Origin of the sequence: Ferdinandcohnia salidurans, assembly GCF_042680725.1 — a bacterium.
Taxonomy (GTDB): domain Bacteria; phylum Bacillota; class Bacilli; order Bacillales; family Bacillaceae_L; genus Ferdinandcohnia; species Ferdinandcohnia salidurans.
Map to the genome: position 1 here is coordinate 49,515 of NZ_JBHUEK010000021.1, position 19,026 is coordinate 68,540.

Consider the following 19,026-nt stretch of genomic DNA (forward strand, 5'->3'; position numbering starts at 1 on the left):
CGTGAATTGATCACGATTTTTTTGTTTGTTTAATTTTCGCTAAAACCTTACGTACTTCATCAAAGCCAGTACCGCCTGCACTCTTGCGGCGAGCAACAGCAGTTTCAGGCTTCAAAACTTCATAAATATCGTCTTCAAATAATGAAGATGCCTCTTTCAGCACTTCAAGCGGTAAATCACTTAAGAAAACACCACGTTCAATACAAATTAACACAAGCTTTCCTACCACTTCATGTGCTTCCCTAAATGGTAGTCCCTTTGAAGCTAAATAATCAGCTAACTCTGTCGCATTGGAGAAATCCTTTTTAACAGCAGTTGCCATTACTTCCTTTTTCACCTTCATTGTGGAAACCATTCCAGCAAAAATCTTCAAAGATCCTTTTACCGTCTTCACAGTATCAAACATGCCCTCTTTGTCCTCTTGCATATCTTTGTTATACGCAAGTGGTGTTCCTTTAAGAACCGTTAATAAACCAAACAGATTTCCATAAACTCTTCCTGTTTTACCACGAATAAGTTCAGCCATATCCGGATTTTTCTTCTGTGGCATAATACTACTTCCCGTAGCAAAAGTATCATCCATCTCAATAAAGTTAAACTCCTGTGAGGACCATAAAATCAACTCTTCACAAAAACGTGATAGATGCATCATAACCATTGAGCTATTGCTTAAAAATTCAATGATAAAATCACGATCACTTACAGCATCAATACTATTCTCATAGATTTTTTCAAATCCTAGAAGCTCTGCACTGTAGTATCGGTCAATGGGAAACGTGGTACCCGCTAGAGCACCAGCCCCTAATGGCGATATATTGATTCGCTTTAGCGAGTCGGTTAAACGTTCCTTATCACGCTCAAGCATCCAATAATAGGCCAATAGATGATGGGCAAATGAAATAGGCTGTGCTCTTTGTAAATGGGTATAACCAGGAGCAATTGTTTCAACATGTTGCTCCGCTTGTTCCACGATTGCGTCTTGAAGCTCCTCGACAAGATTAATAATTTCATCTACCTGTTGTCGCAAATATAAGTGCATATCTGTTGCAACCTGGTCATTTCTGCTTCGTCCCGTATGAAGCTTTCCACCGACCTGTCCAATTTCATCAATTAGCATCTTTTCGATATTTAAATGAATATCTTCATTTGCAACAGAGAATTCCAATTCATCATTTTTAGCTTTTTCTAATAAGGTAAGTAGCCCTGATTTAATGGTATTTGCTTCTTCACTAGAAACGATTCCGCATTTACCTAGCATTGTCACATGGGCAATACTTCCTTCGATGTCTTCCTTCACCAGCTCCTGATCAAAGGAGATTGATGCACCGAATTCATCTACCCATGCTTCGGCGCTTTTGGTGAATCTTCCTCCCCAGAGCTTTTTCATACTTCAACCTTCTTACTGTTATTTACAATACTATTAACCTTTGTTGGTAGGCCCCATAATGAAATGAATCCAACTGCTGCATTATGATCAAACTCATCATCTGAAGTATAAGTTGCAAGTTTCTCATCGTACAATGAATTTTCGGATTTACGTCCTTCAACAATTGCATGACCTTTGAATAGTTTTACACGAACAGTTCCATTTACATTCTTTTGTGTTTCTTTTAAGAAACCAAGTAATGCATCCTTCAGTGGTGAGAACCAAAGTCCATTGTAAATTAATTCAGTAAGCTTTTGTTCGATAACTGGTTTGAAATGTGCAACTTCTTTTACTAGTGTAAGGTCTTCAAGTTCCTTATGTGCTGTAATTAAAGTCATCGCACCCGGACACTCATAAACTTCACGAGATTTAATACCTACAAGACGGTTTTCCACATGATCGATACGACCTACACCATGTTTTCCAGCGATTTGGTTTAATTCAAGAATTAATTCAGATAATGGGTATTGCTGACCATTAATCGTCGTTGGAACACCTTGTTCAAAATCGATTTCGATGATGTCAGGTGTATTTGGTGTTTCTTCAAGAGCTGCTGTTAATTCATATGCATCCGCTGGTGGAGCAGCCCATGGATCTTCTAAAATACCACACTCATTACTACGTCCCCATAGGTTTTGGTCAATAGAAAATGGGCTATCTAAATTAATTGGAATTGGAATATTATGCTTCTTCGCATACTCGATTTCTTCTTCACGAGACCAGCTCCACTCACGAACAGGTGCTAATACTTCAAGATCAGGATTTAATGCCTTAATTGAAACTTCAAATCGAACTTGGTCATTACCTTTTCCAGTACAACCGTGTGCAACGGCTACAGCATTTTCTTGTTCAGCTACTTCAACGAGTTTTTTCGCGATTAGCGGACGAGATAATGCAGAAACTAATGGATATTTTCCTTCATAAAGGGTATGTGCTTGTAATGCGGCAAGTGCAAATTCATTTGCAAATTCTTCCTTCGCATCGATTACGTATGAAGATACAGCTCCAACTGTAATAGCTTTCTCTTTAATAAACGCAAGGTCTTTTCCTTCTCCTACATCTAAACAGCAAGCAACGACTTCATAACCTTGCTCCTGTAACCATTTAACTGCAACACTTGTATCTAGACCACCTGAATATGCTAAAACAACTTTCTTTTTGCTCATGTTGTATCTCCCCTTCGAATATTAATTCATCTGTTTTTATATTTATACATTTATAATGTATTACTTTAGCAACTCTTTCTACTTTTTTCAATAGTAATCTGAGAAAAATAAAAAATTCTTTTAAGATAGAATATAAATTAGTAGTATTGTAAAATGATAGCAAGATCTATGAGGGGTGGTAATAATGGATTTTTTTCATTTTAATGACCGACTTGGGATTCTTCTCCCGTATTTAGAAAAAGAGTGGGAAGAATATACAGTGGAAACACAGCAGCATATCTTGTTCCATTGGGAAAAAATCAGAGGACATATTCCTGATCGCATTGCAGAAATTGAAACCATTATTAACGATAAACAAGAACAACTCGGCAATGAACTTGATTTCGTGCGTTCATGTGAACTAAACAACGAAATCTCCGAATGTGCGTCCATCATTAATGATTTATGGATATGGTATAGAATGAATCAAGGAATATCTAACAAAATACACCATTAAAAAAGGTCTAATCCTGATGATTAGACCTTTTTGATATCCTTTTTTATTTCACTGACAACATGGCCAAGTTCTGGTATGATCAATTTATTCATTGCAAGCTTTACGGCTCCAGAAGAACCTGGTGTTGAAAAAATTGCTGTATCATTGCTAACACCTGCAATGGCTCTTGAAAGAATCGCCGCTGAGCCTATGTCCTCCGTATAACTTAACATCCGAAACAGTTCACCAAACCCGACGATTTCTTTATCTAATAATTTTGTGACCGTTTCGATTGTGACATCACGTTTAGCGATTCCAGTGCCCCCATTTGTTAATATAACATCAATCTCTTCATGTTCGCAGCCTTCACGTATCGCTTTTTCGATAAAAGATTCCTCATCCTTAACAACCTCATATTGTAAAACGTTGAAATCATTTTCCTCTAGTAGCGAAATCATAAGCTTTCCACTTTTGTCCGTTTCTTTTGTTCTTGTATCACTTATTGTAATTACTTTACATCTGACTGTGGAGGGTAAAGCTTTTTTATGCTCTTGAACGCTCATTTCTTAATACTCCTTTTCCTTCAAAAAACGCAAACGATAATAATTATGGGCATAATCACTAACCTGTCTTGTTAGTTGATAATTCATTCCTGCCCCAATCGCCATGCTAACAAGTGGAATTCCTTGAATCATCCGCTTCCGTAGAACTGAAATGGCCACCGCTTTTACAATATGTTTTAATGGGAGCTCAAGCCAAGTTTCGTCGGTTAAATCCTCTGATCCATTATAAAAATATTGGTTCTGGGTATACCCATCGGCACCCTGAGTCAGTTCCTCCCAGCCCTGGAAACGCATGCGCTTTGGCAGTGTAGCAGCATGAAACACTTTTAAAGATGTCATCATTTCATATGGTGTATTTACTTCATACCCATATGTCATGGCAATTAATTGGACAATACGAAGATTAAGGACCGTTATCCCAGGTATATCCGTTCCAAGTAGGAGAAGTCCTCCTGTACCAGATAATCCCCCTTGTGCAAAAGAATAAAGCCGATGCTTCGCAATCTGGTTTTCGGTTAAATATATAAGCTGATCTATGGTTAATTCTTTTAAATCAGAGATATCATCAATGTCCTGATTAAAAACACGTGCCGAACGAATAAGACGTTCCCTTGCATCCACTTGAATTTGTGTTCCTTGAAGTATGGCATGTAAATGGAAAAGCCAATTATCTAGCTTTGAAAAGAACTCAGTCCGTACATTCTCAGGGATAAGGCTTAACGAGTTTTCCAGCCATTTGTCATACGTTATTTCAAAATCCGTTTGTTCATATTGCATTTGTTCCGACCATTTTTCAATTTCGGTTAGTATTTGTATTTCTCGTTCAGTAAGACCCATAATCATCCTCCGTTTCCAGCATTCACTATGTGTATTATACCACCACAAAGAAAAAACCGAAAACCACAAGGATACAAAACAAACCTTAGAAAAAGTACAAAAGACAAACCCACTAAGAGTTTGTCCTTCAAATCCGTTATTTTGTTAAACGCATAACATCACGTGCGATCATGACTTCTTCATTCGTAGGAATGACGATAACCTTTACAGGTGAGTGTGGGTAGCTAATAAAAGTCTCCTTACCTCTTACTTTATTTAAAACTGGATCCCAATATACACCCATGAATTCTAGTCCTGTTAATACCCTTGCACGGATAGTATCACTGTTTTCACCAATACCCGCTGTAAAGATAATGGCATCAACACCATGCATACGTGCTGCATATGAACCGATGTATTTGTGGATTCTGCTTGCAAATACTTCAAGTGCTAATTCGGCACGGTTATTTCCTTCATTTGCTTCTAGCTCAATATCACGTAGGTCACTTGAAAATCCAGAAACGCCTAGCATTCCACTTTCTTTATTTAACACATCTAAAACTTCATCTGCAGTTTTACCTGTTTTCTCCATGATAAATGGGATTAATGCCGGGTCAATATTCCCAGAACGTGTCCCCATAGTTACACCAGCAAGCGGTGTAAAGCCCATAGACGTATCAATGGATTTTCCACCTTCAATTGCAGCAATACTTGCACCATTACCAAGGTGGCATGACAATATTCGAAGCTGTTCTACAGGTCTTTCTAAAATTTCAGCTGCACGTTGTGAAACATATTTATGGGATGTTCCGTGGAAACCATATTTTCGAATACCGTAGTCTTTATAATAATCATAAGGAAGACTATATAAAAATGATTTCTCAGGCATTGTTTGATGGAATGCTGTATCAAACACGGCTACCGCTGGCACATTAGGTAATACTTCTTGGAATGCTTTAATTCCGGTTAGATTGGCTGGGTTATGCAATGGAGCTAATTCTGATAGCTTGTCTATTTCATCAATAACTTCATTCGTAATCACAGCAGAATCTGCAAAGGTTTCTCCTCCGTGTACAACCCGATGACCGATTCCATCAATTTCATCCAACGATTGAATAATCTCTAATTCTGTCAGTTTATCAAGGAGTATTTTTACAGCGACAGCATGGTCAGGAATTTCTGTTTCAGTTGTTTGTTTTTCATCGTTAACTGAGATTGTGAAAATTCCCTTCTCAAGGCCGATCCGTTCGAAGATCCCCTTTGTAATTACCTCTTCACTCGGCATTTCAAAAAGTTGAAATTTAAGTGACGAGCTTCCTGCATTTATGGCAATGATTTTCGACATTATGTCCGCTCCTTTTGATTAAAATCTTTACTTGTATGTAAATTTTTCACTCTACATTATTCTATGCAAAACGACACTGTTTCATAGATGCCATTTTCATTTAAACATCGGTACCAAAACATTTCAAGAAGAGTGCTGAATTGGTACCGTTTTCGTCATAAAGTTCTTTAATTCAGATAATAGAAAACGCTACAATTCAAAAAAAGAGACCCCATTAGTGAGGTCTCCATACTTAAACATTTATAATTTAATTTCGTACTTCTCTTGTTTAAACCAATCATCAATTTGTTTAATGATACCTGCCATTGCCGTTTGATTTGAAAACTTTGGTAAATTGGCAAGGAGGGCCTGCTTTGGTGCCTTTACTTCTGGCCCCTTTTTCTGAATGACAAAAATGCTTTTAGCTGCTTTTTCATTTTTAAATAAGGATAAAGGTAACTGAATCATTCCCAGGATGACAGATTTCTCTTTGAGGAATGCATTTAATTCCTTAGCATACTCACTTGTAAACAAATGATTAGGTACTAAGAAAAATAAATAGCCAGCCTCCTTCGTATATTTAAGACTTTGCTCAATGAATAAATGATGGGCATACGAATGACCTTCTTTTGCATGAAGCTCAAAGTTAGCAGCTCCAATATCATTCGGATAATAACCGACAGGTAAATCACAAACAATCACGTCTACTGGGTCTATGTATAATGGCTGTAAACTATCTTGATTGTAAAATTGAATGGAGTGCTGCTGCAGGTTTGCACTTATATATGCCACTTTAACCAAGAGATCATCAACATCGATAGCTGAGGCTTCAATATCTTTTGATTGATTTTGATTGAGAACGGTTGTAAGTAGGTTTCCTGTACCTACTGCCGGATCAAAGATACTGAATCCCTTCCAACCTTCTGTGAATTTTGAAACAAGGTAGCCCACAAAAATAGAAACGGCATCTGGAGTCATTTCATGGTTTGGTTGGGTCGCCTCTTTCATCCCTTTTAATGCGGCAAGCTGATAAGCTTTGCGAATTTCTTCAACAGAATATTGTTTTAGATTTATCTGGCTGTATTCTTTCTCGATGCGCTTTTTTGATATTTCACTAAGCTCCTCCTGGAGAATCGTGTTTTGGAAGAGGTTTTCCCCTGTTTCTGCAACTGCCTCAAGGTATGTACATGATAATTCTTCCATCAAGATCATTGCTGTGTTATCGATAACTGTAAATAGTTTTTCAACTGAAGATATTTGTGCCATTGTTTTTCTCCTTTTCGAACTCTTGACATATCCCTTTATTTTAAAAGAAATCGTGTTGTAGTTCAACAAAGCTAAAAGAATCCCAATGATGATTGGGATTCTCTTTTTTTCAATCTATTAGTTAGCTGCTTTTGCTGCTTCTAGGGCTGCTTCGTAGTTTGGATGGTTTGTTGCTTCACTAACGTATTCTACATAAGTTACAGTATCGTTGCTGTCTACAACAAATACGGCACGAGCCAATAAGCGTAGTTCTTTAATGCCTACACCATAAGCTTCTCCGAAAGAAAGATCACGGTGGTCGGATAGAGTTTGAACATTTTCAATACCGTTTGCACCACACCAACGTTTTTGTGCAAATGGCAAATCAACACTAACTGTTAAGATTTTAACATTATCTAGACCGGCTGCCTCTTCGTTAAAACGACGAGTTTGCGCATCACATACACCTGTATCAAGTGATGGTACAACACTAATTAAACGAACAGATCCTTTTGAGTCTGCAAGTGAGACTGGTGATAAATCATTTGCTAATACAGTAAAATCAGGAGCCTTGTCCCCAACTTTTACTTCATTCCCCAATAAAGTGACTGGATTGTTTTTAAATGTGATATTTGCCATTTTACCAAAATCCTCCTTAAATTTATATGTACAGTGTAAATCATATCTTTTATCTCCCACAATTGCAATTATTTGCATTTATATATTGGTAAGTAAGCCTTTGTGTTTAGTCGGGTTTTAAAATTGGTTTCTCGCTCTATGTGGGTATGGTGATTTTGTGGGTATTAGGTACCGTTTTTTTTGTGGGGTGGGTTTAGAAGTGTGGGGTCTTGGGGTTTCATACGTGAGAAAAGGGGCAAAGTTTGAAACACGCTTAATTAGCATGGATGAAGGGGATTGGCATTTAGATTCATCGTCGAAATCCTCTTCATAAGCCGGATGAAGAGGAAAAATCATTCAGGTTCTTGGTCGGAAATCTCTTCATAAGCTGGATGAAGGGGAATAGCATTCAGATTCTTGGGCGAATTCCTCTTCATAAGCCGGATGAAGAGGAAAAGCATGAAGATTCTTGGACGAAATCCTCTTCATAAGTTGGATGAAGAGGAAAAGCATGAAGATTCTTGGGCGGAATCCTCTTCATAAGTTGGATGAAGGGGATTGGCATTCTGATTCTTGGTCGGAATCCTCTTCATAAGCCGGATGAAGAGGAAATGCATGAAGATTCTTGGGCGGAATCCTCTTCATAAGTTGGATGAAGGGGATTGGCATTCTGATTCTTGGACGAAATCCTCTTCATAAGTTGGATGAAGAGGATTGGCATGAAGATTCTTGGACGAAATCCTCTTCATGAGCCGGATGAAGGACCGCACCAATCAATGGACGCAACATAAAGTCTTTCATAAACTCGATGAAGGACCGCACGATGCAACGCACCCATCATAAAGTCCTTCATAACTATAATGAAGGACCGCACGATGCGACGCACTCATCATAAAGTCCTTCATACACCAGATGAAGGACCCTACGATTCTACGCACCCAACCTAAAGTCCTTCATAAACTCGATGATGGACCACACGATGCAACGCACCCAACCTAAAGTCCTTCATACACCAGATGAAGGACCCTACGACTCAACGCACACAACCTAAAGTCCTTCATACACCAGATGAAGGACCGCACGACTCAACGCATCCAACCTAAAGTCTTTCATAAACTCGATGAAGGACCGCACGATGCGACGCACTCATCATAAAGTCCTTCATACACCAGATGAAGGACCCTACGATTCTACGCACCCAACCTAAAGTCCTTCATAAACTCGATGAAGGACCGCACGACTCAACGAACCCAACCTAAAGTCCTTCATACACCAGATGAAGGACCACACCAATCGACGCACCCAACCTAAAGACCTTCATACACCAGATGAAGGACCCTACGAATCCACGCACCCAACCTAAAGTCCTTCATCGCACTCTTAACCTAAATCCCTACAAAAAAGGAGTCAACTGTTGTGTCCAGTTAACTCTTGAAAGTTCTTATATGTCAAAATCAGATTTTTTGTCTTGATTTTGCTGGTCTTGGTTATTCTTTTTCATCATTTGTTGGATTTTATCAACAGCCTGTGGTGCTAGTTCAAGTAGTTTTTCAAATAAATGAGTGCTTTCATCAAGATGAAGCATTTTCACACCGTTTGCACTAACAATTAAGAAAGCGATTGGTGTAATTGAAACTCCACCACCACTTCCTCCACCAAATGGTAGTTTGGAGCCCTGTTGTTGTTGCTGTTGGTCTCCACCTCCACCACCGCTATCTTTTCCACCCTCACCTTGTCCTTTGAACTCACTACCTCCTGCAGCAAATCCAAAGCCAACCTTTGAGACCGTTAAAATCACGCTCCCATCAGGTGTTTCAACAGGGTCACCAATAATTGTATTTACATCAATCATTTGCTTTAAGTTTTCCATTGCTGTCTTCATTAAACCCTGTATTGGATGATCAGACATACTAAATTCCTCCTGACATTCTAAACTGATTTTTTATCCGAATCGGTTTCGTTGAGCTTTGAAAGGGTTGAGGATTTAAATTTCGGTATTCCTCCTCGCCACCTTTTAATCACTCTGATTCCTGCTACCATAGCATGCCCGATGCGGAAATGAATCATGCACCTTAAACTCGTTTCAGATATAGCAAACTGAAATGAAGGAGTAATCGAATAATCAGGATGAGTTTTGAGATTGAGATGGTGGCTAATCAAACCCACAATCGTTCCTTTAATAGACCAACCAAGCCCAGTAAGTACCCCTGTATGAGCGGCATCACCAACACCTATATGGGAATGCCATTCAAATTTTGTCACCGATATTTTCTTTAAAAAACTTTTAACGATCGGTACCATATCAACAACCCTACTTAATACTGCTTTGGAGTCATGAAAAGCAGCTTTCAAATTTTCCACAGAAAATTTTTCTTTTTTCTTTTTTTCATCAGTTGATACGCTCGCTTTTTGTTCTTTTTTAAAAACAATGCTCGGGGACTCTTTGTCAACAGCTACCATCGGAACATTAATCGTATATCTAATCAGCCCAAACCAAATGCTGAATCTTATTTTAATATGGTCATCGTCCCGCAAATGATTTGCTTCTATATAGATTTTTAATTTCGATACCATTATTAGCAGAATCAGTAGGACTAGAAATAATAAAATGAATAAGAGCCACTTCATGACACGCACTCCCTTTCAATGTTTAGTTATCACCTACTAGATGGTGAAAAATACATAAAAAGGGGTTCTGTGGTAATGTACTTATAAAAAAATAAGAGTGTCCATGGTGGACACCCTTATTTTGATGCATGTATAACAGTCGTATCTGAAAGTAAATCATGAATTCCTTGTTTTTTAGGAAGAAAAGCAACGATCAAATAGCCTATAAAGAAAAGCTTTGAGATATATCGGCCAATGAACTCCCTAAAAAGAACTGTCATCCAAGTAAGCGGTCGTTCCTCAAGAGTCACAACCTTTATTCCAAACACCATTTTCCCAAGTGTTTGACTGAAAAACTTTGTCATCAACACAAAATACAGATAAAAAACAACAGCCGTTGCAATTGACGTAGCACTAAACATATTACTTTCGGATAATGGAATGTCTAAAGCTCTAAATGCTGGATATATAAGGATACGGTTTATACTTCCAATTACAACAAGGTCTAATAAATATGCCCAAAAACGCATCCAAAAGCCTGCATAGCGAGGTGTGGCATTGGTAACTGGACGGGATGTATGATCAGGAATATAATGATCTCCCTGTACTCCTTCATGTGTAAGATCCATATTCAATTTGGTTCCCCCCTATTCTGCGTACAAATACATCATTCTAGGTGAATTTGGCTGTGATAATAAATGAACCATGGTTGCCATTTCGATGTCATCACTAAAGATTTTTTTTGCACTCATAGAAAATAGAGATCCAAAACCAAAATTGGCTGTATACTCAACAACATTAATATCTCCAAGTTCATAGTCCTTCTTCATTGCTTCAACCGCATCTTCAAAGTATCCTAATTCATCGATTAACTGGTTTTCCTTTGCTTGTCTACCATCATAAATGCGTCCGTCTGCAATTTTACGAACTTCAGACTCTGACATATTACGTCCATCTGCAATTACATCCACAAACCCTTGATACGCATTATCAACCATGGTTTGCATGATTTGTCTCTCTTCATCCGTCATGTCGCGGTAGGAAGACATGATATCCTTGTATGGTCCACTTTTGATTGTTTCAAATTTCACACCATATTTTTCAGCAAGTTCACTAAAGTTAACCCCTTGCATAATAACCCCTAATGAGCCAGTCATTGTATCTGGTGTAGCAAATATTTTATCAGCTGGAGCCGAGATATAATAACCGCCAGAAGCAGCCATAGCGCCCATCGATACATAAACTGGTTTATCTGTAGCTTCTTTTAAATCCGTTAACTTTTTATGTATTTCCGCACTTTCAACAACTCCACCACCTGGTGAATTCACCTTTAGAATAATTCCCTTTACGGTTTTATCCTCTTCCGCTTTTTCAATCATTTTTAAAAAGGATTGATGTTGATAGCCAGCTGATTGGAAAAAAGAAGTTACATCACCTGTATCTTGAATCACTCCATTAACAGATAGAACCAAAATTTTATCCATTCCTTTTCCTTCGATTACAACATTTTCGAGAAATTCTTCATTTGAAGCCCCCAAAATCTCATCTGAAAAATTACTAAAATTTTTCGAGGCTAAGTTGGTTGCAAAATTAAAAAAGATCGAAAATACAAATATGACTGCAGCAATCCCTAAAGCTGCCCATCGTTTCCCATTCATTTCTTTTCCTCCTAAATTTATGGATACTATTCACGAATTGTTCAAAAATAAATACGAATCAAATCCAAAATGGTTTCATTTTATTGTTAAACTAAAATAGATACATATGTATTTTTATTGCCATCATATGAAAATCATTGGGAGGTAATTTCATGGATCGTCGTAATGTCTACTTCTTTTATCGGAAAGAAGATAAACTTATTGAATATGTAGAAAAACTGAATCAGATTGCAATAGAGCATCAATTTAGAATTGTAGAAGATGCCAAAAAAGCAAATGTCATTGTTAGTATTGGAGGAGATGGGACTTTCCTTCAGGCAGTTCGCAAGACAAACTTCCGCCAAGACTGTCTATATGTTGGGATTTCGACAACTGGAGCTTTGAACCTTTATTGTGATTTCCATGCAGACGACACTGATAAAATCGTTGAGGCAATGTTAAATGAAAAAATTGAAGTTCGCCGTTATCCAATACTCGAGGTGAAGGTTGATGATAATCCATCCTTTTATTGTCTAAATGAATGTTCCATCCGTTCCGGAATCATTAAAACTTTTGTGTTGGAAGTGTATATTGATGACTTGCATTTCGAGACGTTCCGAGGAGATGGAATGATTATTTCTACACCAACGGGTAGCACTGCGTATAATAAATCAGTTCGGGGTGCTGTTGTTGATCCACTACTTCCTTGTATGCAGGTCACTGAACTTGCATCCTTAAATAATAACCAATATCGTACGTTAGGTTCTCCGTTTATATTAAGTGGCACAAAAAAATTAACTTTACGTGATGTCCAAGATGGAAATGATTTTCCTTCAATCGGTATGGATAATGAAGCACTTAGCATCCGCAATGTAAAACAAATCGACATTAAGCTGAGTGAAAAAAGAATTAAAACAGTGAAATTAAAGGATAATTCATTCTGGGAAAAGGTAAAGCGTACCTTTTTATAAGTATTAAGACCAAGCGATTGCTTGGTCTTTTCGTTATTTCTCATACATGATCGTATCGTCAACGACAGTCATCATCACATTAGTATCTAGAATATCATCTTCATTTATATGAAAAATATCTTGATCGAGTATTGTAAAATCAGCTTTAAACCCGGGTACAATCTTCCCCATACAATCTTCTTTTCCAATTGCATATGCACTTCCTGTAGTAAATAACTGTACAGCCTCGTATACCGAGAGTTTTTGCTCGGGCATGTACACCTCATCTCCACCTGGTTTCTTTCTAGTAACGGCAGCATGAATACCAAGAAGGGGGTCAATCGGTTCAATCGGAGCATCTGAACCACCTGCGCAATGTAAGCCTTCTTGTAATAAGGTCTTCCATGCATAGCAATACTCCATATTCATTTCGCCAATTCTTTCAATTACCCATGGAAAATCTGAGACAACAAATCTTGGTTGTATATCAAGAATAAGAGGCAAAAGTTTCGCACGGTCGATGAGTTCTTTTCGCAATATTTGCGCGTGAATCAGACGATCTCGATGATTTGGTAATGGCGGTAATTCTTCAATCGCATCCAAGACATATTCAAATGCGAGATCACCAATCGCATGGATAGCAATCGGCATCTTATAGCTTCTAGCCTTTTGAACAAGTGTTTTGAGGTCGTCTAATGAGTGGATTTCTACACCCGCCGTTTCAGGTGAATCATTATAAGGATGACTTAATAAAGCGGTTCTACCACCGAGTGAACCATCTGCAAAAATTTTCATTGCGCCAAGCTCTACGAGATCGTCCCCATCACCATATGAATATCCTAAATCGTGCATATCATCAACAGCTTCATGATGAACTAAAAGATTTGTTCTAAATTTGATTCCATCTTTTTGGATTACCTTTTGAAATCCTCTATATGTTCGCTCAAATCCCCCGTAGTAATTTAAATCCTCTGTATGTCCTCCAACAAGGCCTTTGCTCAGACAATCCTCGATAGATAAACGAAGCGCATTTTGAATGTAGTCTTCTGTTACCTGCGGAATCACATTTTTTACGAGCTCTTGAGCTTGATCCAATAAATACCCTGTAGCATGTCCATCTGTATCTCTTACAATAATGCCACCCTCAGGATTCGGAGTATGATCGGTGATACCGGCTAATTCTAGTGCCATTGTATTCACGACAACTGCATGTCGGCAAATTCTTTTTAACATTAGTGGATTATGAGGTGAGAGTTCGTCCAACTCGTGACGATGAAAAATCTTTCGGTCAGGAAGCTGATTTTCGTTCCATCCTTCTCCAATAACCCACTCGCCTTCAGGTATATCTTTTACATATTCTTGTATGGAAGTAGAAATTTCTTGGGAGGAGGTCATCTCTGAAAAATCCAGTTTCATTAACTTTTCCCCATGGCCAATGAGATGCATATGGCTATCAACAAATCCGGGAAACATCGTGTTCCCTTTTAAATCGGTTATTTTTGTAATTCTATTTTTATATCGTTTTTCTAAATCACGTATTAATCCTGTAGCAACGATGATACCGTCTTCCACAATGACTGCTTCAACCTCATCGTGTTCCCGTTCCATTGTGTATATTCTTCCGCCCGTCCATAAAGTACCCATTTTCACACCTTCTATCTCTACTAATTTAAGCTTACTTTAACATGCAAAAAGCAGATAGTAAAAATACTAGCTGCTTTTTTGTGTATAGGATTATGCTTTTGCTTTCGCTGATTCAGCCTGTCTAAGCTCAATTCTTCTGATTTTTCCTGAAGTTGTTTTTGGTAAGTCACTTACAAATTCAATTTTTCTAGGATATTTATATGGTGCTGTCAATTGCTTTACATGTTCTTGTAGATTTTTGACGAGCTCCTCGTTGGAAGTTATACCGTCACGTAATACAACATAAGCTTTGACAATATTACCTCGAATTTCATCTGGACTTGCTACAACCGCACACTCTTTTACAGATGGATGTTTTACAAGTGCATCTTCTACCTCAAATGGCCCGATTGTGTAACCTGAACTAATGATAATATCATCGGCACGTCCCTCAAACCAGAAATAGCCATCTTCGTCTTTTTTCGCTCTGTCGCCTGTAATATAATAATCGCCTCTAAATTGCATTGATGTTCTTTCAGGATCCTTGTAATATTCTTTAAAAAGGGCAGGTGTGTTCACGTGAACGCCAATATCCCCCACTTCACCAACACCACAAGGCTTACCGAACTCATCGACTATTTCAACATTATTGCCTGGTGTAGGCTTACCCATTGATCCAGGTTTTATTGTCATTCCTTTTAGTACTCCAACTAAAAGGGTATTTTCAGTTTGCCCGTATCCATCTCGTACCTCGATATTAAACTCTCTTCTAAAGGTGTCAATAACTTCACGATTTAAAGGCTCTCCTGCCGATACAGCACTATGCAAATCCGGTAGTGAGTATTCAGACAGATTTTCAACCTTTGCCATAAGACGATACTCTGTTGGTGTACAACATAACACATTTATTTTATACGAACCTAACAACTGCAAATATTTATTAGGATCAAATTTGCCGTGATAGACGAATCCAGTTGCTCCGCTACCTAAAGTTGATAGAAATGGGCTCCAAATCCATTTTTGCCAGCCAGGCCCCGCTGTTGCCCATACCGTATCCGATTCACTTATGCTTAACCAGTATGGAGCTGCTGTTTTTAAATGTGCATATGCCCAGCCATGTGTGTGCACAACGCCCTTCGGATTACCGGTTGTTCCGGAAGTATAAGAAAGGAACGCCATATCATCTTTGCTTGTTTCTGCTGCTACAAGTTCTTCAGATTGACTTTGCATTTCCTCTTCTAAAGAAACCCAATCTTCCACCTTTTCGCCCACTGCAAACTTCTGGATTTTCTCAATATTTTCGATGGATGAAAATTGATCACAATATGGGTGATAGCTAATAATGGCTCTTACATCGCCATGTGTGATTCGGTATTGAAGATCTTTTGTACGAAGCATCTCAGAGCTTGGTATGACAACTAGTCCAGCTTTTAACGCCCCTAAATAAACCATATATGCTTCCACTAATCTAGGAATAATAACTAATACCTTATCCCCTTTGTTAAGACCGTTGTTGATAAATGTATTTCCAATTTTATTTACATTCTTGAAGAGGTCAACGTATGTAATTTCCTTTTTGTTTCCCTGCTCATCTTCCCATTTCAACGCAACTTTTTTAGGATCTTTTGCATGTTTTTCGATTTCCTGAACAAGGTTATACCGTAAAGGTGCAAGTAAATCTTCTCTTTTCACAATCATTCCTCCTCAATCTTTATCTTCTAATTATATAAAAAAATTTCAACAATTTGGAGGGGTTTTGTGAAAAAATTGTGACCTGGTTATAATATCTGATTTCAATTTTTTCAAAATACAAAAAAGGACGGGAGTAAACCCGTCCTTGTAGCCATCTATTTTTTTATTTTTAGAAGTTACCTCCGCCCATTTGTTGTTGAGCGAAAGATACTAAACGCTTAGTGATTTCTCCACCAACAGATCCGTTAGCACGAGAAGTTGTATCAGCACCAAGGTTTACACCAAATTCAGAAGCGATTTCATATTTCATTTGGTCAATTGCTTGTTGTGCACCAGCTACTAATAGTTGGTTGCTGCTGTTGTTGTTTGCCATGTGACTTCACCTCCTTGTGAGTATATAATGTGTAAAATCACATGGCACAATACATTTAATCTATTGGTAAATCTTAGAATGATTTTTTTTTAGAAAAGATCTTCAATTTCTTCTTTCTTAGATCCATCCAATGTAATGATTTCCGTTTCATTTACGGCTTTTTCAATTAAGCTCTCAAAATCAGTGTAGCTTTCATAATGGGTTACATTTTCTAGCTTTGGTCTTGTTTTGGGAGCAGAAGGTGTAAAAATCGTACAACAATCTTCAAATGGACGAATTGAAATATCATGTGTATTGATTTTCTTAGCCATATCAATAATATCAAATTTATCGACAGTAACCAGTGGACGAATAATTGGTGTATTGGTGACGTTATTAATGACATGCATACTTTCCAATGTCTGACTTGCCACTTGTCCAAGGCTCTCACCAGTCACAATCGCAAGTGCATTACGTCTTCTTCTTATTTCATCCGTGATCCGAAGCATCATTCGTCTAGTTGAAATGAGCGTATAGTTTTCAGGGATTTGTCTTTGAATCGTGATCTGAATGTCAGTAAAAGGGACGATATGCAGTTTAACCGTTCCCGAAAATTCAGTAAGCTGCTGTGCAAGGTCAATTACCTTTTGTCGTGCACGATCGCTTGTATATGGGGGACTGTGAAAATGTACAGCCTCAATTGTTAATCCCCTCTTCATTGATAAATAACCGGCAACAGGGCTATCAAGACCACCCGAAAGCATAAGCATTGCTTTCCCGCTTGAACCAACTGGAAGTCCTCCTACACCTTTCTCATCTTTAAAGGTAATATAAGTTGCTTCCTTTCGCACTTCAACACGAATATTGATATCAGGAGTGTGCACATTGACGGAGATTTCCTGGGTATTCTTTAAAATATGACTCCCTAATTCATAATTCAATTCATTGGAATCAAGTGAAAAACTTTTATCTGAACGTCGTGCAGATATTTTAAAGGTCTTTCCTTGATGATCTAGTTGTTTTATGGCAGCCAAGACACCATCTTTTATTTTTTCGATTTCACTTTCAACCTTTAAAGCAAGACTAAAGGATTGAATACCAATGATATTTTTGAGAACTTCTACTATTCCTTCATGTGGTTCTCCATTTAACTTTATATAAATTCGATCTCTTGTTTTTTCAAATGTAAGTCCTTTGTAATCAGTAAGCTTCCTTTTTATATTATTTAAAAGTTTATTAATGAAATGATTACGATTTCGACCTTTTGTTGTAATTTCGCCAAATCGTATTAGAATGTGATCATATTCCATTTTCTTCCCCCATTACATGTTGTAATTTCTGTATTGCATTTTCAATTGCCTTTATTAAAATCGGAATCTCTTCCAGTTTGTTTTGGTGCGACAGGCTGATTCGTATTGAACTATTAGCAAGAGCTTTAGGCACTCCCATCGCAAGTAATGTTTTACTTGGTTCATTATTTTTCGATGAGCATGCGGAGGTAGTCGAAACATAAATTTCCTTCTCTTCTAATAAATGAACAAACACTTCAGGCTTTAAACCGTTAATCGAAAAATTAATGATATGTGGGGCACTACTAGCCTCAGGTGTGTGTATTGTAATACCATTCATCCTTGATAATTGATCTATCATGCTTTCTTTTAATCGGGTTAGATGTGTAATATTTTCATCTCTGTTCTCTATGGTTAACCTTAATGCTTTGGCAAGTGCTACAAAACCAGCAACATTTTCTGTTCCAGCCCTTTTTTGCATTTCTTGGTCACCGCCACCGATTAAAGCCTTAATTCTTACACCTTGGCGGACATATAAAACGCCTGTTCCTTTAAGCCCATTGAATTTATGTCCTGAAATCGTACATAAATCAAGTTTTGCCTTATTGAAATCTAGGTAAGTTTTACCTACTCCCTGTACATGATCAACATGATAAATAATCTTAGGGTACTTTTCCAAAAGTTTTCCGATTTCCTCAATCGGTTGGATGGTCCCAACCTCATTATTTACATGAATGATAGAAACTAAGATCGTATCTTCACGGATTGAATCTCTCAAATCTTCAATCGATACAACACCATTTTCGTCTACTGGAAGGTAGGTGATATCAAACCCAAGTTCCGACAATTGCTTGCATGCCTCAGTAATGGAAGGATGCTCTATTGATGTTGTAATAATATGTTTGCCTCGATTACTGTATTGTAAGGCAATTCCTTTAATCGCAAAATTATTCCCTTCAGATCCTCCAGAAGTAAAAATGATTTCCTGTGGTTTTACCTGTAAAAGGGAAGCAATCTGGGTCCGAGATTGACTTAAAAGCTTTTCAGCTTGTCCACCTATTCCATGTAAGGAAGAGGGATTGCCAAAATAATTTTTTGCGACTTTTATATAGGAATCAATTACATCATCAAAAGGTTTTGTTGTTGCACTATTATCTAAATAAATCATCTAATTACCCCTACTATGCGATATTTGCAAACAAAATGATAACATACATTTATAAAATAAAAAAAGGAAAAGGAC

At 37.8% G+C, this 19,026-nt stretch carries 18 protein-coding genes; 2 read left to right on the plus strand and 16 right to left on the minus strand.

The features are described from left to right. Positions 1–10: 10 nt before the first annotated feature. Both argH and ACFSFW_RS13755 read right to left on the minus strand, forming a co-directional pair. The gene (gene argH, locus ACFSFW_RS13750; RefSeq protein WP_388039100.1) at positions 11–1,387 is read right to left on the minus strand and encodes an argininosuccinate lyase; all 1,377 of its coding nucleotides are present in this window, start codon (positions 1,385–1,387) and stop codon (positions 11–13) included. Further along, positions 1,384–2,592: an argininosuccinate synthase gene (locus ACFSFW_RS13755; protein ID WP_099362173.1), complete on the minus strand. Its 1,209-nt coding sequence runs from the start codon at positions 2,590–2,592 to the stop codon at positions 1,384–1,386. The genes argH and ACFSFW_RS13755 overlap by 4 nt, the downstream gene beginning before the upstream one ends. Before the next feature lie 184 nt (positions 2,593–2,776). On the opposite strand from ACFSFW_RS13755, the gene ACFSFW_RS13760 reads away from it, so the two are divergent. Next, on the plus strand, positions 2,777–3,088 hold the full coding sequence (locus ACFSFW_RS13760; protein WP_388039102.1) for a hypothetical protein: 312 nt from the start codon (positions 2,777–2,779) through the stop codon (positions 3,086–3,088). A gap of 20 nt (positions 3,089–3,108) precedes the next feature. Here the strand turns inward: ACFSFW_RS13760 and ACFSFW_RS13765 are convergent, their stop codons facing one another. The 9 genes from ACFSFW_RS13765 to sppA form a co-directional block, all read right to left on the minus strand. Next, entirely contained in the window at positions 3,109–3,630 is a 522-nt protein-coding gene (locus ACFSFW_RS13765; RefSeq protein ID WP_304219179.1) for a MogA/MoaB family molybdenum cofactor biosynthesis protein, read from the minus strand. A gap of 3 nt (positions 3,631–3,633) precedes the next feature. Then, positions 3,634–4,467: an EcsC family protein gene (locus ACFSFW_RS13770; protein ID WP_304219181.1), complete on the minus strand. Its 834-nt coding sequence runs from the start codon at positions 4,465–4,467 to the stop codon at positions 3,634–3,636. A 136-nt stretch (positions 4,468–4,603) separates the two neighbouring features. Further along, on the minus strand, positions 4,604–5,791 hold the full coding sequence (locus tag ACFSFW_RS13775) for an acetate kinase (protein ID WP_304219183.1): 1,188 nt from the start codon (positions 5,789–5,791) through the stop codon (positions 4,604–4,606). Between the two features lie 240 nt (positions 5,792–6,031). Continuing rightward, positions 6,032–7,036, minus strand: coding sequence for a class I SAM-dependent methyltransferase (locus ACFSFW_RS13780; protein ID WP_304219185.1), 1,005 nt, complete (start codon positions 7,034–7,036; stop codon positions 6,032–6,034). 117 nt (positions 7,037–7,153) lie between these two features. Next, entirely contained in the window at positions 7,154–7,654 is a 501-nt protein-coding gene (gene tpx / locus ACFSFW_RS13785) for a thiol peroxidase (protein ID WP_099362178.1), read from the minus strand. A 1,420-nt stretch (positions 7,655–9,074) separates the two neighbouring features. Then, entirely contained in the window at positions 9,075–9,542 is a 468-nt protein-coding gene (gene ytfJ, locus ACFSFW_RS13790) for a GerW family sporulation protein (RefSeq protein WP_304219189.1), read from the minus strand. A gap of 20 nt (positions 9,543–9,562) precedes the next feature. Then, positions 9,563–10,168, minus strand: a complete 606-nt coding sequence (locus tag ACFSFW_RS13795; protein WP_388039104.1) for a DUF2953 domain-containing protein — start codon at positions 10,166–10,168, stop codon at positions 9,563–9,565. A 209-nt stretch (positions 10,169–10,377) separates the two neighbouring features. Further along, positions 10,378–10,869 (minus strand): RDD family protein, encoded by a 492-nt coding sequence (locus ACFSFW_RS13800; RefSeq protein ID WP_304219298.1) that lies wholly within the window; start codon positions 10,867–10,869, stop codon positions 10,378–10,380. An 18-nt stretch (positions 10,870–10,887) separates the two neighbouring features. Then, positions 10,888–11,898, minus strand: a complete 1,011-nt coding sequence (gene sppA, locus ACFSFW_RS13805; protein ID WP_388039106.1) for a signal peptide peptidase SppA — start codon at positions 11,896–11,898, stop codon at positions 10,888–10,890. Between the two features lie 152 nt (positions 11,899–12,050). On the opposite strand from sppA, the gene ACFSFW_RS13810 reads away from it, so the two are divergent. Further along, complete coding sequence (locus ACFSFW_RS13810) at positions 12,051–12,848, plus strand: NAD kinase (RefSeq protein ID WP_304219195.1); 798 nt, start codon at positions 12,051–12,053, stop codon at positions 12,846–12,848. 33 nt (positions 12,849–12,881) lie between these two features. Here ACFSFW_RS13810 and ACFSFW_RS13815 read toward each other — a convergent pair whose 3' ends face one another. The 5 genes from ACFSFW_RS13815 to ACFSFW_RS13835 form a co-directional block, all read right to left on the minus strand. Beyond that, the gene (locus tag ACFSFW_RS13815) at positions 12,882–14,471 is read right to left on the minus strand and encodes an amidohydrolase (protein WP_388039108.1); all 1,590 of its coding nucleotides are present in this window, start codon (positions 14,469–14,471) and stop codon (positions 12,882–12,884) included. A 90-nt stretch (positions 14,472–14,561) separates the two neighbouring features. Then, the gene (gene mbcS / locus ACFSFW_RS13820) at positions 14,562–16,142 is read right to left on the minus strand and encodes an acyl-CoA synthetase MbcS (RefSeq protein WP_388039110.1); all 1,581 of its coding nucleotides are present in this window, start codon (positions 16,140–16,142) and stop codon (positions 14,562–14,564) included. Positions 16,143–16,311: 169 nt separating this feature from the next. After that, positions 16,312–16,515 carry an alpha/beta-type small acid-soluble spore protein gene (locus ACFSFW_RS13825; protein WP_099362184.1) on the minus strand — a complete coding sequence of 68 codons (204 nt, stop codon included), beginning with the start codon at positions 16,513–16,515 and terminating at the stop codon, positions 16,312–16,314. Between the two features lie 89 nt (positions 16,516–16,604). Continuing rightward, a complete protein-coding gene (gene thiI / locus ACFSFW_RS13830; protein WP_388039112.1) occupies positions 16,605–17,804 on the minus strand; it encodes a tRNA uracil 4-sulfurtransferase ThiI in 1,200 nt (399 codons plus the stop codon). Continuing rightward, on the minus strand, positions 17,794–18,951 hold the full coding sequence (locus ACFSFW_RS13835; RefSeq protein WP_388039113.1) for a cysteine desulfurase family protein: 1,158 nt from the start codon (positions 18,949–18,951) through the stop codon (positions 17,794–17,796). The genes thiI and ACFSFW_RS13835 overlap by 11 nt, the downstream gene beginning before the upstream one ends. Positions 18,952–19,026: the final 75 nt, after the last annotated feature.

What these genes read in the sequence shown, in the direction of transcription:
- argH (WP_388039100.1), bottom strand. Translation starts at nt 1,387, where the DNA reads ATGAAAAAGCTCTGGGGAGGAAGATTCACCAAAAGCGCCGAAGCATGG.
- ACFSFW_RS13755 (WP_099362173.1), bottom strand. Translation starts at nt 2,592, where the DNA reads ATGAGCAAAAAGAAAGTTGTTTTAGCATATTCAGGTGGTCTAGATACA.
- ACFSFW_RS13760 (WP_388039102.1), top strand. Translation starts at nt 2,777, where the DNA reads ATGGATTTTTTTCATTTTAATGACCGACTTGGGATTCTTCTCCCGTAT.
- ACFSFW_RS13765 (WP_304219179.1), bottom strand. Translation starts at nt 3,630, where the DNA reads ATGAGCGTTCAAGAGCATAAAAAAGCTTTACCCTCCACAGTCAGATGT.
- ACFSFW_RS13770 (WP_304219181.1), bottom strand. Translation starts at nt 4,467, where the DNA reads ATGGGTCTTACTGAACGAGAAATACAAATACTAACCGAAATTGAAAAA.
- ACFSFW_RS13775 (WP_304219183.1), bottom strand. Translation starts at nt 5,791, where the DNA reads ATGTCGAAAATCATTGCCATAAATGCAGGAAGCTCGTCACTTAAATTT.
- ACFSFW_RS13780 (WP_304219185.1), bottom strand. Translation starts at nt 7,036, where the DNA reads ATGGCACAAATATCTTCAGTTGAAAAACTATTTACAGTTATCGATAAC.
- tpx (WP_099362178.1), bottom strand. Translation starts at nt 7,654, where the DNA reads ATGGCAAATATCACATTTAAAAACAATCCAGTCACTTTATTGGGGAAT.
- ytfJ (WP_304219189.1), bottom strand. Translation starts at nt 9,542, where the DNA reads ATGTCTGATCATCCAATACAGGGTTTAATGAAGACAGCAATGGAAAAC.
- ACFSFW_RS13800 (WP_304219298.1), bottom strand. Translation starts at nt 10,869, where the DNA reads ATGGATCTTACACATGAAGGAGTACAGGGAGATCATTATATTCCTGAT.
- sppA (WP_388039106.1), bottom strand. Translation starts at nt 11,898, where the DNA reads ATGAATGGGAAACGATGGGCAGCTTTAGGGATTGCTGCAGTCATATTT.
- ACFSFW_RS13810 (WP_304219195.1), top strand. Translation starts at nt 12,051, where the DNA reads ATGGATCGTCGTAATGTCTACTTCTTTTATCGGAAAGAAGATAAACTT.
- ACFSFW_RS13815 (WP_388039108.1), bottom strand. Translation starts at nt 14,471, where the DNA reads ATGGGTACTTTATGGACGGGCGGAAGAATATACACAATGGAACGGGAA.
- ACFSFW_RS13825 (WP_099362184.1), bottom strand. Translation starts at nt 16,515, where the DNA reads ATGGCAAACAACAACAGCAGCAACCAACTATTAGTAGCTGGTGCACAA.
- thiI (WP_388039112.1), bottom strand. Translation starts at nt 17,804, where the DNA reads ATGGAATATGATCACATTCTAATACGATTTGGCGAAATTACAACAAAA.
- ACFSFW_RS13835 (WP_388039113.1), bottom strand. Translation starts at nt 18,951, where the DNA reads ATGATTTATTTAGATAATAGTGCAACAACAAAACCTTTTGATGATGTA.